Origin of the sequence: Ensifer sp. CCNWLY38 (assembly GCF_037120565.1) — a bacterium.
In the GTDB taxonomy this organism is placed as follows: Bacteria; Pseudomonadota; Alphaproteobacteria; order Rhizobiales; family Rhizobiaceae; genus Ensifer; species Ensifer adhaerens_H.
Window position 1 is genome coordinate 1 of record NZ_JBBBBO010000023.1, and the last position, 14,713, is coordinate 14,713.

Consider the following 14,713-nt stretch of genomic DNA (forward strand, 5'->3'; position numbering starts at 1 on the left):
CCAGCCGGCCACACCATGCTTTCCAGCAATCGCCGGCACTGCTCCTCATCGCGAAAGGCCACGACCATATCTTCCGCCGTCCGAATGTTGGTAAGCGCTGCAAGCATCGTTTCCGACATTCTCATCTCCTTCGGATCATGCCCGAAGAATCGCATGGAAGTCGTTGGCTATCAAGGTTATTGCTGTTTTTGGTTGATAAAGGCCCGATACATTATGCGATCCCAGACGCACAAACCGGAAACAAACACAGCACAATGCTCGTGAGACCTTCACCTGCATTCCGAATCCGTTGATGGGGCGAGCTGCGTCCAGCTCTAGCCATTTGCTCCTCGGTTCTGCCGCACGAGGGTGACGCACCGTCCAATCCTGCCACAACCGCAGCGATGACGAAGTCTTAGTGGTCGTGACAATGTTCAAAAATAGCTGCCCGCGCGCTCACCGTACTCTTGCGCAGATTAGCAAATTGTAATTCACTCGCACCAATCAACTTTGAGGCGAGGGAGACGTCGATGATCCGGTATCTGGCAGCATGCCTTGCAGTTCTATTCGGATCGATCGAGGCCCTGGCAAGCCAGGTTACCATCGCCACTTGGAACCTCGGTTGGCACATGGATCAGGCAACGGTCCAAAATTGGATCGGCGAATGTTCGAAGAACTATGTCGAAGATCCCACCACTGGCAAATTCAAGCCGTCGCAAGAGGCGGGGTTCAAGCCGGGATGGGACACCGATGTATTTAAGATCGAGGGATGGGACGTCAGCCGGTTCCCCGTATGCAGTGTTTACTTCGCCGGGGGAACTGTTCGCGTCAACCTCGAGGCCTACCGCAAGCGGCAGGAGCAGATCGCGAACTTCATCTCAAGGTCCGTTCCTGCTGACATCATCGCCTTTCAGGAGGTCAGCAGCGAGCAGTCAGTCCGGGAAGTGCTTCCGAATGGCGGCAGCGATTACGATTTCTGCCCCGTGACGGGCTACAAAGTGCAACGCCTCGTCATAGCCTGGAGGAAAACGCTCGGTGAAAAGGTGTCCTGCGCGATCGAGGACGCGCTCAGCCTTCCCGCCAACCCCGATGACAAGCGGCCTCGCCCAGGTCTTGCGCTCACACTCAAGATCGACGGAAAACTGCTTCGCATCATGAATGTTCATCTCAAATCGAGTTGTGTGTCGCCATTCGATGGTGGAAATCTGGAGGGTACTGGCAAGGACTGCATGATCCTGCAGCAGCAGGTCGACCCGCTCGAAAGTTGGGTTGAACGCGCGGCGGCCGATGGAACTAAGATCGTTCTTCTGGGCGATTTCAACCGCAACCTTTGGCACGAACTGCGCGACCAACGGCCGGTCAGGACCGACGGCAGCGGAACCTCGTCGCCGCGGCCCGCGGGAGCGCTGTCCCGCTCTCTCATAGAAGAGGTCGCAGACGGTCAGCCAGCGGCCGCCAATCTCAAGATTCTCGATGAGCACTGTCAAATCGGCGAAGCCGGGCAGGCACTTTGCGCCCAGGCCGAAACCCGTGACCTGACCCCAGCGGAAACGCAACTGCTCGCCTCGGACAACTATCTCGGGTGCCGCAATCCTGTAGGCCTTGATCACATCCTCATAGGCCCCGGAATCAACAGCGATGGCCCGGCCGAGCATCTGAGCATTGGAAACCTTGGCAGCAACAAGGCAGGCACCCCGAACGGGAAAGACCAGGTCCTGGCGATTTCGGATCATTGCCCAATGATCGCCCGGCTGAACTTTTGATGACGCTTCCTCTGGTAGATGTCCGAGTCGATGACCCTGTTGTGTTGGGAGGGGGGTAGTGGAAGCTAAGGATACAGAAATCGGCCAAATAACCTTCTTCCTCGCGAAGGAGGGAATCACGATGGATTCGATTATCGACGATGAGGCGGACTTGGACGGCAAGAAAGCTCAAACGTACAAGTTCGCGATTGGAGGGGCCGAGTGCCGATTCATCTACTTCGAGACAATGTCGGTTCGAAAAAATCCACCTTGGCTCGATTTCGTCAACGAGCAGCTCGGTGATGCTCCCATAACATTCGGATCGACCAGCCAAAGCCCTAATGGCCTGCTCCTGATCTCAACAGAAGATCGGCTGTTTGCCGCAGTATTCGGTCGCAGCGCAACCAGCTGCCTCAACAGGAAGATGCTTGAGCCAGACTTCGGCATCAAGACCGCCATGAACATGTGCGGTAACGAAGAGATTCGGCAGACGCGCAGCCAGAGCAACACGATCACGCCTACCCATATCGACAGACAAGCAGCTAGGCCGTCCGACAGTTTCGTGTTCGGGTTGAGCGAGGCGGAGGACCTGCGCTACATTTCGGCGCATATCAAAGGCAACCGAAACACGACCCTGCAAGGACGTGACAACCTCACCGTCAAAGTGATCGGCGACGAGAAGCTCAGTTGGGCGAAAATCGTCGCCCAGTGCCAGGAGTTCCTGGAGCGCTTCGGTGCCCGCGACTATATCGCACTATTCCCCAATTATCGGAATTTTCAGCCGGCGTCGGACGAAGATGCAAAGCTGCTTGATGAGATCCTGGTCGCCGCGTTGCAAGCGAAGGACTATGGCAAGATCGAGCTTTGCATTCCGGAGTTCCTGTCGGAGGAGCACTTCAGCTTCTCGTACTCGAACAAGCAGGAACGGGAGAACACCATCTACTCCTTCCTGGCCCCTGAGCAGCTCGAGAGAGTTTTCAAGACGCCTGAGGACATCACAGTCGAGCGACTGCAAAACAGGCGCATCTACGCGTATTCTGCAGCTGAGGACCGCGTTCTGGCTTATAGGCATTGGTCAGTCTATGATTGCATAGTTTACGAGCACGAGCTCCACGGACGCTACTTCATCCTGAACGATGGCCGCTGGGTTCAGGTCGATCCTGAATTCTACAAGTCGATCATCGAGTTTATCGAAAATCGCGTGCAGGAGGAGGCGCCGGAAGCCTGGTATCTCAATATCGATATCAGCGACGATGCCACGAAGAAGAACAGCGAAGCGATATTCAATGCCAAAGTCGTCGACCTACGGCCGACCTGCGTACTGTTCGACCGCGCCAAGCTACAGATCGGTGCTGGCCGGAAGGATAAGGAGTTCTGCGATGTGCTGGACTTGCAGGACGATGGCATGGTGCGGATCATTAATGCCAAGCAGTACAAGGATGCGTCTTCAATAAATTACCTTTTCTCACAGGCGAAGTTTTATTGCGAAGCATTTTTGAACGATGAGACCTTCGTAGCGCAGATCAGAAAGTTCATCGAGGATGGACCCTGCGGCCATCGGCAAGCTTATCTCGATTATATCAAGCCTGAGATCGAAAACAATCATGGCCAGGACTATGTCCTGTGTCTCTGGTTGCTCTACGACAAGAGCAAGGCGGCGCCAACAAAAGGGGATATCCCGCTAATCGCACAATATGAACTTAAGCTAATGCATGACCATCTGCGGAAGGTCTGCAAGTTTCATAACATCATCATCCGTTTCGTTCCTGTAAAAACCACGCGGTACACGCAGGCGCGAAAGAATAAGAAGGCTGCATGACTCTCTCGTGCTTACTTCGCCCAGAGGGGCAGCTCGTTTGAAGTTCGGTAAGGACTGCTTTCCGGGAATAGCACCAGGCCAAAAAACCCAAGCGGTCGGACAGTATAGCCAGTGTCCGCTTTTGGAGATCGGCGAATGCTTTTCGATGGCCGACATGGCGGCGCGAAGCCGCCGTTGAGGGCCGCAATAGGCCCCGCAGCTGACGAGCGTTTCGCCTTGAGCGGATCCGACCCGTAGCCGGTTCTTGATGAAGGGGTAACTTCCTCCCTAGTTCACCACTCCCTAGTGAGCGCACCCGGCAGTAATGCTGCCCGAACCCGTTCGGCTCAGCAATTGTTGACCAGACATAGCCCCGGAGCTATGCTTTCGCATGAGAATCGACGCTTCGTTCCACCGGTCCTCGGCATGCTTAGTCGTGGCCAACTACGATGAGTGGACGGCAGTTTGATCTCTCGGTACGACTCGAACTTTTAGCGTCGTTCGCGCAAACCAGGTTTTCGCATCTCCGTTTTCACGGAGATCCGATCGCCGACGCACGGAGCAAACATATGGAGCGCAGCCCAGATAACGTAGCCCCTCCAAAAGACGGGGACAACGTCGGCGCTGAAGACACGGAGCTGATGCAGGACGTAGACGGACTGCGGGCGTTGCGCCAGATTGCTGGCAAGGGTCAGGCTGATATCGCGGCCGCGCTTAGAATCAAACAGCCCTCCGTTTCCAAGATTGAGAAGCAGGCGGACATGCACATTTCAACGCTTCGCAGCTATGTTGAAGCGATCGGAGGCGAGCTTGAACTCGCCGTCAGACTCCCGAAGCGGCCCGCCGTTCGCATCCACTCCCTTGGAGAAGTCGTTACCGCGATCCCCGAAAAGCTCGCTCCCCGCAAAACTTCTCTCGCCAGGGCCGCAGACCGCCAATGATCCACCCGTCCACGCCCCTGGGCGAGGCTATAGCTACAGAACGACGAAAATCGGCCGCTATTTTTGAAAGGCGTTGAATTTATGATTGGCACCGAGACACGAACCGCAGCCGGTATTCTCACGCTCACCGCTTTGCGCGGTATCGGCCCAGCTACAGCTGAACGCCTCGCCGAACGTTTCTCGCTGCTGGATGCCATTGTCGATGCGGAGCCTGGCAAGCTTCGGACCGTCGTGTCGGCCGCTGTCGCCGAGAGCCTTCACGAACCCGCCGCCATGGTCAACGCCGGCGAAAGGGCCCAGAAGGTCCTTGATGAGGCCGACCGCCGTGGCGTGCGCGTTCTCTCCGTCTTCGACCCCGACTATCCAGAGGCTCTTCGGTCCCTATCCGACCGCCCTCCCATCCTCTTCGTTAAGGGCAAACTACCGCCACGTCGGAGCGTCGCCTGCATTGGAACGCGAGAGCCATCTGACTTCGGCGAAACCGTCAGCGACAAGATCGTTGAAGCCTTGGTTGGCGCAAACTGGGCGATCGTAAGCGGTCTGGCGATCGGCGTTGATACGCTGAGCCATCAAGCAGCGCTGCGCCATGGCGGCCGGACCATTGCCGTCATGGCGGGCGGTCTAGACGGGATCTACCCGAGACAGAACGCGAAGCTTGCCGACGAGATTCTGGAGAAGGACGGCGCTCTGGTCAGCGAACAGCCTTTCGGTGTGCCGCCGTCGCCGCGCAATTTGGTCCAGCGCGACCGCCTGCAGAGCGGGCTTTCAATCGCGACATTCGTCATGCAAACCGACATCAAGGGCGGCTCCATGCACACCGTCCGCTTTACGATCCAGCAGAACCGTCTGCTGTTCGCGCCTGTACCTCAGGGCCGACACGCCGCTGAGCCGAAGAGCCAAGGCATCCTCGCTATGACGCAGTTCTCCGCAACTCGCTTTGCTGACGCCGCGCGCGCTGAAGGAGACTACCGGCGAATCCTCTTCGAGCGTTATCGCACCGGACCGGTGGCTGTACCGCTCGCTAGCAAGGAGGATTACACCTCCATGCTCGAGCTGCTGGATGTGCGCTTGGCCGAAAGCGCAGGCCAGACCGCGCCCGTTCGTCTCTCGTCGCCCTCGCAGATGTCCATGCTCTGACCATGCCCAACGTCTTTCTTTTCGACCTCGACATGACGCTTGTCGATAGCTCAGCCCTTGCTCAGATGCGTCGCCTCCAGATGTGGGAAAATGTCCGGCAGAATATGAATCTGATCCGGCCCTTTCCTGCGCAAGGCCGGGCCGCACCGCATGAACTCCCGGCGCTTCTGCGAGCGGAAGGGCAGCCCGTCGGCGTCGTCACGTCCTCGCCAGAATGGTATGCCCAGGCGGTCCTGGCACAGTTTCGTATCCCTTATGACGTGCTGGTCAGCTACGGAGATACGCAGAACCACAAGCCTGACCCCGAGCCGCTTCAGGAGGCGCTCCGCCGTCTCGGCATCGCCGCGAGCCCGCAAGTACTCTACATCGGCGACGATGTGGGCGACATAGAGGCCGCCTATCACGCCGGTCTGACGTCCATCGCCGTGCGTTGGGGACCCACGTCGATATTTGAGCTTTCCTCCAGCGCTCCGGACATCTTCATGTCGAAGGCGTCCACCTTGCTACGGCTCGACCGCCTCGGCGGCCGAGGCTATATCGGCGAAGCCTTAACCAGCGGCTGGCCCTTTCATAGCCACTGGGGCTCGATCCTTCATTGTGACGACGACCCCACCGTCTACGCGCTGGGTCGCTACTTCACTGCCTCGGATCCGCGCCACGCGACCAGCGCTTTGAGCGCGACCGTGCTATCGCTGAAGAACGACGACACCCACGCCAACATCCTTGGCGAGGCCGTTGGCAAAGCAATCGCAAACCTCGACTGGGCCCCCGACTGCATCGTCCCAGTGCCCATGAAGCCGTCACAGGAGCGTAACCGCTTCAAGGAACTGCTCGACAGCGCCGCCGATCATTTCGACGAGGATATTGAAGTCGAACTCGATGGGCTGAAGACCATCAAGGAGGTTGAAGGCTACAAGCAGATGAATGCGCTGGAGCGCGCAGAAGCTATCAAGGACGCCTTCGATACCGACTTCACCTGGGGCGGTGCCAAGATCCTGCTGCTCGATGACGTCTACACCACCGGCGAGACGACGAGGGAGTGCGTGCGGATCCTCAACGCCAACGGCGCTGGCGAAGTTCGGGTGATGGCGATCGCGAAGGATCAGCGCGTTTTTGCTCGCAAGACGTGTCCCGCCTGCGGCCGCTCAATGAAGATCCGCGAGAATCACACATCGCACGTCAAATTCTGGGGCTGCTCAGGCTATCCGCACCACTGCCAGAATACCGAAGACTTCTAACGCGGCGCCACCCGGGCCGCTCAACCTGCTGGTCCGGATGTCCCGCATATCGTGTTCAGCTAAATCGACCGGGGAACGACCATCAGGACGGACAACGACCGGCAGTAACATAGGGGGAAATATGATCGGTCGGGGATCTGAATGGCGTCGCTGGGAACCCCACATCCATGCGCCAGGGACCGTCCTCAACAATCAATTCGGCAGTGGCACGCCCTGGGAAACCTACCTCACCTCGCTTGAGACCGCGACGCCGAAAATCGAAGCAATCGCGGTCACGGATTACTATCTTACAGACACTTACGAGGAAGTCCTCAAGCACAAGTTGGCCGGCCGACTGCCCGATGTGCAGCTCATCTTCCCGAACGTCGAATTGCGTCTCGACGTCGCCGCCAAGTCCGGCTTCGTCAACGTCCACCTCCTCGTCAGCCCGGAGGACCCGAACCACGCCGCCGAGTTGCACCGCATCCTTCAGCGGCTTCAGTTCCAAGCGCATGGTGACACGTTCAACTGCACCCGCGCCGACCTAATCTCGCTCGGCAAGAAGGCGGACACCAGCATCCTCGACGATCGCACAGCGCTTGCCCATGGCGCGACCCAGTTCAAGGTCAATTTCGACCAGCTCCGTCGGGTCATGCGCGAGAGCGATTGGGCGAAGGCAAACATCCTCGTCGCGGTCGCGGGCGCCGCTGGCGACGGAACATCGGGCCTGCGCCAGGCCGCCGACGCGACCATGCGCCAGGAGATCGAGAAGTTCGCGCACATCATTTTCTCGAGCAGCCCGGCGCAGCGCGAATTCTGGTCCGGTCGCAAGGGTGTATCGCTTGAGCAGCTCAAGGAACGGTATGGCGGCTGCAAACCCTGCCTGCATGGCAGCGACGCTCACGACCAGAAGACCGTCGGCCAGCCGGTCGAGGACCGCTATTCATGGATCAAGGGCGGGCTCGAATTCGACGCACTACGTCAGGCTTGCATCGATCCGGAGAGCCGTGCCTATGTCGGCGCCGAACCGCCGCGCACGGCGATGCCCTCCCAGGTGATCTCGCATGTTGCGATAGCCGACTCTTCTTGGGCCGCGAGCCCGGAAATCCCGCTTAATCCCGGTCTCGTCGCTATTATCGGCGCGCGCGGCTCGGGCAAGACCGCTCTGGCCGACGTTATTGCCGCCGGCTGCGACGCGATCACGCCGGCCGCCTGGAGTGCGAGCGAGAACATCAGCCCATCATTTCTCGTTCGCGCCCGCCAGCTCCTCGGTAACGCGACCGCAACGCTGACATGGGGCGGTGGTGCGACCGTCACGCGCTTTCTCGACGGTCGCGACGCCAATGGCCATCTTGCCTTTCCCCGCGCGCGCTACCTGTCACAGCAGTTCGTCGAGGAGCTCTGCTCCTCCGCTGGCGTCTCCGATGGCCTGATTGCCGAGATCGAGCGCGTCATCTTCGAGGCTCATCCTCAGGACGATCGCGACGGCGCGATTGATTTCGCCGAACTGCGCAATTTCCGTACCGCCCGCTTCCAGCAGGCCCGAAAGCGGGAGGCCGAGGCGATCGCCGACGTATCAGAGCGCATTGCCACGGAGATTGAGAAGGAGGCTTCGGTCGCGGGCCTCACGCTGCAGGTCACGCAGAAGACCGGACAGATCAAGAGCTACAACGAGGATCTCTCCAAGCTCGTCGTCAAAGGCACCGAGGCACAAGCCAACCGCCACACGCAGCTCGGACAGGCGGTTCAGACGCTGCGCGGCACAATCCAAGCTTATGGCAATCAGCGCCGGACCTTCGTCGCCCTGCAGGACGAGGTGGCCAGCACGCGCGCGACCAAAGCGCCGGAGTTACTGCGCCAGGCCAAGGAGCGTCACCAGCACAGCGGCCTCGACCAGAGACAGTGGGACGAATTCCTGCTGATCTACCAGGGCGACGTCGATAAGAGCCTGGCCGGCTATATCATGTGGGCCGATCAGCAAATCGCGGCCCTGACAGGCACACCCGTCTCTCCCGTAGACCCGAACACTCCGTTATTTCCAGATACCGCCGACCTCACCAAACTTCCCCTCAATACGCTGGCAGCAGAAATGACCCGCCTGGAAGCGCTGGTCAGTGCTGACAACATCATCCGCGGCCAGTACGCCGCCCTCTCGCAACGCATCGGGCAGGAGAACACGGCGCTTCAAACCCTCCAGACACGCCTTACCGATGCTCAGGGCGCCGCAGCCCGTCGAAGGGAGCTTCAGGGCGAACGCGACGCGGCCTATGGTCGAGTGTTCCAGGCGATTATCAATGAACAGACTGCGCTTGCCGATCTGTATGCCCCGTTGATGGCTCGCCTGACGGCATCGACCGGTACGCTCCGCAAGCTCGGATTCTCGGTTCGCCGCATCGTCGATGTCACCTCCTGGGGAGCTGTGGCCGAAGAAGACCTTCTCGACCGACGTAAGGCCGGGCCGTTCCAGGGCCGCGGTGCGTTGATCGCGTTGGCGGACACAACCATGCGACCCGCCTGGGAGACGGGATCGGCCGCCGATGTGCAGGCAGCGATGACGAATTTCATCACGCAATACATGCGAGACCTGATCAGCCAAGCTCCCTACGGCCAGAACCAGCAGGCGGAGTTTCGTGCCTGGCTGAAGCAGTTTGCGCATTGGCTCTTCGACACCGACCACATCTCAGTGCGATACGAAATCGCCTATGACGGGATCGACATTCGCAAGCTGTCGCCGGGCACGCGGGGGATCGTCCTTCTCCTGCTCTATCTCGCGCTCGACGATGCAGACGACCGTCCGCTCATAATTGACCAGCCGGAAGAAAACTTGGATCCCAAGTCGGTGTTCGAGGAATTGGTCGCTCTGTTCATCGCTGCCAAGGCAAAGCGCCAGGTGATTATGGTCACCCACAACGCCAACCTTGTTATCAACACGGACGCGGATCAAATCATCGTCGCTGACGCCGGCCCTCACCCGACGGGCGGACTCCCGCCGATCACCTACAAGGCTGGCGGCCTGGAAAACGCGGACATTCGCAAGTCGGTGTGCGACATCCTCGAAGGCGGCGAGGAAGCCTTTCGCGAACGCGCGCGGAGACTAAGGGTCAGGCTGGATCGATAGCGTCGACATGGGCCAACCGTCCGGTGGCGTAGCGCACGGGACGAACGGAGACTGGGATGCCCAATGGCCACATCGACCAAACCTCATGCACTACAGAAATCTCAGCATCCCACCCCTGCGACACGCTGACGACGCCAGAAATGCGCTTCGTCAGCATTGCAGCGCCCCTTGCGCTCCCAGAACATGCTCGGATCACCAGACGTTCTGCGGCGAGTGCGAGAAAGGGATATCACCGATCAGCGTGTTCGCCGGACCGGTGCAGCTGGTCAATCCCTCTCAACTGCTGACCAGAAATCCCGTACGATCGACGCCGAGGCAAACCCTTCGATCTCCTTCTCCCCCTCTTAGGCGCTGCTAGTTCCGTCTCGAAGGAAAGGGCAAAATTGTTGATGATCTATCGGCGTCGCTATCCGATCCATTGTTGCGGAGCTTGAGGTTGATCAGCTCGCCAGCCTTGGAGAACCAACCCGGTGGAAGAGCTGTAAGATTTTCGATATCACCGGCTTTCATTGTGAATTCCACACTCAGCAAATCCGATTTGCCGCGTACCCCTGAATCGACGATCAGCTGAAGCGCGTTGTTGAGAAGGGAAGGCTCCGAAATGTGCCATTCCCTATCCAAGGGCTCCTCCCGGCTCCATCCTTTGGCAGAGTAGAGCTTGTATAGCGAAATCGCATGATCTTCCGGAATAAGATCCAAATCAGTCAGGCGCCGAATCTGCGCTTTGACGGAAACTCGCCAACGTTCCTTCAATGAAAGGAGCGAGGCGAGCGAGGCGCCTTTCATCTCGTACGCGTAAGTGGCCGCTGGCATGAGGAATGCACTCGCAAACCGAAAAGCTTGCCGTTCGATCTCTTTCAGATCTTTCTTCAGCTCGTCCTCGGTCACATTGCGATGTAGAATCGCGTGTCCAAGCTCATGTGCCGCGTCCATTTGCCTACGCGGGAACGACATCTTGTCGGTCGACAACAAAATGTGGGGTCGCTCGTTGCCGCGAGCCCAACTACACAGCCCGTCGAGTTTTGAAGTTCCCATTTCGATAGAGCCAACAATGCACCCAATACGTTCCAGCAACGGCATCATATCAATGCAGGGACCGTGGCCGATACCCCAATGCTCCCGGAGATCAGACGCGATCCGCTCAATATCGTCGTTGCGGAGTTGTTTATAGGATGAGCCCTTCAAGACGTCCGGTATGTCTACTTGTGGGAAGTCGACATAGTGCTCCACAATGCCGCTGATTTCCTGAAGCCAGTGCATCTGCGCTTCCTGGTAGTTCAGATCCTTCACGAGGGTCGATGCTAATGTGCGATAAAACAGAGGCCGGTCGCTGTTGGCGACCGGTCTTAGAAAATACTCTCTGCGAACGTGAAGTTGGGCCGCCAACTCGGCCAAGGCATCGGCATCAGGGGCACTGGTCCCGTCCTCCCAGCGGGTCACCGTGCTAGGATTGACACTGATAAGGGTAGCCAAGGCCTTCTTACTTAGAATTCTTCGTGCTGCCCTTGCCTCAATCAATCGTTCTGGGACGAACCCCGGAGTTCCTACACGCATGCATTTCCTTCCCCGGCTTCAAAGGCGCGGGTCACTTTTGTCTCTCTCGTTTCCTTCACCATCGCTAGGCTGTTCCGGCGGAATGAACGGCTTGATGGTCTTCTTCAGACTGATGACGGGGGACGTCGCGCCAGCGCCTGAGGAGGGCAACGGAGCAAATACCGGCTCATCGGCATAGCCTTCAAGGTATTTGTCGAGCGGTTCGTAGAAAAGATACTGCTCGTAGCCGGCATCGATCACACCGACCGCAAATTCAGTGATCTTCCCTGCCCGCTCTCGGTCGCGAGCGACAAGGAACAATACAAAAATGTCACCGATCCTGGGACCCGTGCCATCCAGGTCCAAGCGAGGGGAGAGGTAGTAATTGAGGGTTACCCCAGCCTTGCGCGAGATATTCTTGACGGGCAGCGCTCCCGGCTCAGACATTGCAGCAAGACCAAAAATTATCCCCTGCCCATGATGCTCAAGCCGCATAAATGGCTGGAAGACCCTGAGATCCGTGAGAGGGATGATACCATCGGTGAGCAGTACGCCACCGTGAGTTTCGCAGGTCTCCTGAAAGGCCTTCTCCATCATTCGGAATCGGGCCTGCCCCTCTAGTTCGCGGCTGCGCTTGGGATCCAACCCAGCGTGATCGCGCACCATAGCGTGCGCCTTAAGGGCGGAGGCGCGGAGCCGGTCTTCGAGATCTATCAGGAGGTTCTTGAACAAGGCCGGCGGGAACCGCCTTTTGATAAAGTGCTCCACAGTGCGCTCCGAATCGGAATTGCAAAATACAGGATTTGTATATAAAAAAATTGCGTAAAGAACAAGTCCAGTGAATGCATCGACGCGGCGAGTGCCGGAACGATTGGCCGCTGCGCGACGACCGCCTCTCGGGCGCTGCCCAGAAAATTCGCTGACGCGACTCGCATCTCGATCCACCGAGGCCTCCGGACTTTGAGGCCCCTTGCCTGCCCGGTGTGAAGCCGTTAGGTCAAAGTTCGACGCCGGATCTTTCGCTTAGCGCTTCAAATTGAAATCGAGAAGCAAAAGCCACAACCCTATTGTGGGTTTTGCTTTGCCGTTTCAAACCGAAAATTGTCATATGTTCGTTGGGTTTAGACGCTAATCGGCGTACGATTTTCCGCTAACGATTTCAGCGAGCCACTTTTTGCCAGGCCATTGCAATATCGAACATCAACGGCAACTTAGGCACTTTGCAAGCAGCGATAATCGATGAGCGTTCATTCTGGAGCTCGGGCGTGACAGTGCGACTCAAACCGCAACGTCGACCGCCGTTTCCGGCGCAATTTCCCCAAGGTACCCGGGCTTTGAAAGCTCCCTCCCCTTGCTCGGCCTGAAGTCGTTAGGTGAAAGTTCGGCGTCGCATTTACCGCTGAGCACTTCAATTGAAATCACAAAGCAAAAGCCACAGCCGTGCTGGTTCGAGATCGGCCGCAGCACGCAAAATGGTGAATTCATCAATCATTAACTATATGAATCGACGTCGTAAATGTCTGTAACGGAAACTAATGGCGCTCATATTTCTGTCATCCAGACGCCCATTTCCGCGACGCATCACTATCGATAGGTTTCAAGTATCGATAATGATGGATTTGGAGTCGCAAATCGCCTGATGTCGGTCGTCCGGGATTACCGGAAACGCCTGGTTTTCCGGGCTTCCAGGGTGCGTTAGCCCGGGATGACCGGACTCCCCAAGACGGAACTCGCCGCGCGGCGGCGGCGCACATGGCCCGTCCCCTTTACCGGATTTGAGCTCCGATGCCGTTTCAGCAGCCCCTTCTCTCGTGGGCCATCTCCGAAACCGCTATTTTTCCGGCGTTTCCGCCACAGAAGCCCGCTGACGCGCGTTTGCCACTGTGGACGCCCCGTTGCTCATCCCGGGTAACGATTTGAGTCTGGCGGGCTTCAATTTGATGCATAAAACACGCTTGCAACTGAGCAATTTCTCACGCATTCCTTATTTGTACAAAGCACCTCGAAATGAGGCCGTAAAAAACGCGATGGCGAAGCGACAAAAGGTTAACGTCCAACAGCCTCAAGGGCGGCTGATCGGCTACGCCCGCGTGTCGACGGACGACCAGGTCCACGACGCCCAAATCGACGAGCTGCGCGCCGCCGGCTGCGATCGGATCTATCAGGAGCATGGCTCCGGGGCATCGCGCGCTCGCCCAGTCTTGACCAAATTGCTCGGCGAGCTCACCGCGGGAGACGTCCTTGTCGTCGTCCGCCTCGATCGGCTGGCCCGATCCGTGAGCCACCTGCTGCAGGTGATCGAGGATCTTGAAGAACGCGGCGTGCATTTCCGCTCGATCCGCGATCCGATCGACACCTCGACCCCGCAGGGCATGTTTTCGCTTCAGGTCCTTGGCGCGGTCGCGCAGCTCGAGCGGGCTCTGATCGCCGAGCGAACGAAGGCCGGCATCAAGGCGGCGAGGGCGCGCGGCAAGCTTCCTGGAAACCCCGGCTTGCGAGAAAGGCGTCCAGAGGCGATAAAAGCAGTCTCCAAAGCACGCGAGAAACTCTATCTCGATGAGCTCGTTGCATCCGCGCAGACGTGGTTGCCGATGGTACGCCAACTCCGACCGCAGCACAGTTGGGACAACGTCGTGCGCGTGCTCAATCGCCGCGGCCACGACTGGACCGTCGAGCGGCTTCGTCGCGCCGTTCATCGCCTGGTCCGCGAAAAGCTCGCGGAAAAAGAACTCCTGGCCCGCTCCCCTCGCCGCGCCCCCGCCGACCATCTGATGAAGCTGGTGGCGGCGATCGCCATTGCTGATCCCGAACTGTCGCTTCGTGACATTGCCGCGCAACTGGACCAGATGGGCGAACGGCCGGTGCGCGGCGGCAAGAAATGGCAGCCCTCCTCCGTCCGCGACCTGCTGGACGAAGCCCACCGCTTTGGCCTCATCCGCCGCTGAGGGCACGGTTCTTCAGCCTGCCGCTGTTCGCCCGCCTGGTCTTCCAGGCTTGGCTCTTGAGGATCTGCAGCGCCAGGCGCCGGTATTCGCAATCGGTCCGCAGTTTCAGCTCAGTGCTTTCAGCCTGGGACGCGGCGGCGGGTTCTTCCGGGTCCCTGCTCCCTCTCCCCTCCCCTCCCCGAAAATTCCCGAACGCCTCATGCAGGAACAGCGGGGCAGTTCCGACCGCACGCGGCTCCACCAGGCCTGCGAGCTCAGCGATGGCAACCGAACCAAAGGTAATCATTCGCTGGTGCGCTGAGC

General features: G+C 58.6%; 10 protein-coding genes and 1 pseudogene. 7 read left to right on the plus strand and 4 right to left on the minus strand.

What is annotated here, in order from left to right; all coding sequences use genetic code 11:
- Positions 1–119: pseudogene (locus V7S54_RS31580) on the minus strand (IS1595 family transposase); the annotation flags it as partial.
- 390 nt (positions 120–509) lie between these two features.
- Between V7S54_RS31580 and V7S54_RS31585 the strand changes: the two are divergent.
- The 6 genes from V7S54_RS31585 (at position 510) to V7S54_RS31615 (ending at position 9,932) form a co-directional block, all read left to right on the plus strand.
- Entirely contained in the window at positions 510–1,742 is a 1,233-nt protein-coding gene (locus V7S54_RS31585) for an endonuclease/exonuclease/phosphatase family protein (protein WP_336409841.1), read from the plus strand.
- 58 nt (positions 1,743–1,800) lie between these two features.
- Positions 1,801–3,540, plus strand: a complete 1,740-nt coding sequence (locus tag V7S54_RS31590) for a DUF6119 family protein (RefSeq protein WP_336409842.1) — start codon at positions 1,801–1,803, stop codon at positions 3,538–3,540.
- A 428-nt stretch (positions 3,541–3,968) separates the two neighbouring features.
- Positions 3,969–4,460 (plus strand): hypothetical protein, encoded by a 492-nt coding sequence (locus tag V7S54_RS33385; RefSeq protein WP_442892640.1) that lies wholly within the window; start codon positions 3,969–3,971, stop codon positions 4,458–4,460.
- A gap of 81 nt (positions 4,461–4,541) precedes the next feature.
- Positions 4,542–5,597, plus strand: coding sequence for a DNA-processing protein DprA (locus tag V7S54_RS31600; protein WP_136509806.1), 1,056 nt, complete (start codon positions 4,542–4,544; stop codon positions 5,595–5,597).
- A 32-nt stretch (positions 5,598–5,629) separates the two neighbouring features.
- Positions 5,630–6,835 (plus strand): HAD-IA family hydrolase, encoded by a 1,206-nt coding sequence (locus V7S54_RS31605; protein WP_336409843.1) that lies wholly within the window; start codon positions 5,630–5,632, stop codon positions 6,833–6,835.
- A 121-nt stretch (positions 6,836–6,956) separates the two neighbouring features.
- On the plus strand, positions 6,957–9,932 hold the full coding sequence (locus V7S54_RS31615; protein WP_336409844.1) for a TrlF family AAA-like ATPase: 2,976 nt from the start codon (positions 6,957–6,959) through the stop codon (positions 9,930–9,932).
- 354 nt (positions 9,933–10,286) lie between these two features.
- Here the strand turns inward: V7S54_RS31615 and V7S54_RS31620 are convergent, their stop codons facing one another.
- Together V7S54_RS31620 and V7S54_RS31625 are read right to left on the minus strand one after the other, a co-directional pair.
- Positions 10,287–11,486 (minus strand): XRE family transcriptional regulator, encoded by a 1,200-nt coding sequence (locus V7S54_RS31620; RefSeq protein WP_336409845.1) that lies wholly within the window; start codon positions 11,484–11,486, stop codon positions 10,287–10,289.
- An 18-nt stretch (positions 11,487–11,504) separates the two neighbouring features.
- A complete protein-coding gene (locus tag V7S54_RS31625) occupies positions 11,505–12,410 on the minus strand; it encodes a hypothetical protein (protein WP_336409846.1) in 906 nt (301 codons plus the stop codon).
- A 1,082-nt stretch (positions 12,411–13,492) separates the two neighbouring features.
- Here V7S54_RS31625 and V7S54_RS31630 point away from each other — a divergent pair.
- Positions 13,493–14,410 carry a recombinase family protein gene (locus V7S54_RS31630; RefSeq protein ID WP_336409867.1) on the plus strand — a complete coding sequence of 306 codons (918 nt, stop codon included), beginning with the start codon at positions 13,493–13,495 and terminating at the stop codon, positions 14,408–14,410.
- On the opposite strand, the gene V7S54_RS31635 is transcribed toward V7S54_RS31630, so the two are convergent.
- A complete protein-coding gene (locus V7S54_RS31635; RefSeq protein WP_336409847.1) occupies positions 14,397–14,696 on the minus strand; it encodes a hypothetical protein in 300 nt (99 codons plus the stop codon). The two genes, V7S54_RS31630 and V7S54_RS31635, sit on opposite strands and share 14 nt — an antisense overlap.
- Positions 14,697–14,713 lie beyond the last annotated feature (17 nt).

Coding starts and splice junctions, on each gene's coding strand:
- V7S54_RS31585 (WP_336409841.1), top strand. CDS start 510: ATGATCCGGTATCTGGCAGCATGCCTTGCAGTTCTATTCGGATCGATC.
- V7S54_RS33385 (WP_442892640.1), top strand. CDS start 3,969: ATGAGTGGACGGCAGTTTGATCTCTCGGTACGACTCGAACTTTTAGCG.
- V7S54_RS31600 (WP_136509806.1), top strand. CDS start 4,542: ATGATTGGCACCGAGACACGAACCGCAGCCGGTATTCTCACGCTCACC.
- V7S54_RS31605 (WP_336409843.1), top strand. CDS start 5,630: ATGACGCTTGTCGATAGCTCAGCCCTTGCTCAGATGCGTCGCCTCCAG.
- V7S54_RS31615 (WP_336409844.1), top strand. CDS start 6,957: ATGATCGGTCGGGGATCTGAATGGCGTCGCTGGGAACCCCACATCCAT.
- V7S54_RS31620 (WP_336409845.1), bottom strand. CDS start 11,486: ATGCGTGTAGGAACTCCGGGGTTCGTCCCAGAACGATTGATTGAGGCA.
- V7S54_RS31630 (WP_336409867.1), top strand. CDS start 13,493: ATGGCGAAGCGACAAAAGGTTAACGTCCAACAGCCTCAAGGGCGGCTG.
- V7S54_RS31635 (WP_336409847.1), bottom strand. CDS start 14,696: ATGATTACCTTTGGTTCGGTTGCCATCGCTGAGCTCGCAGGCCTGGTG.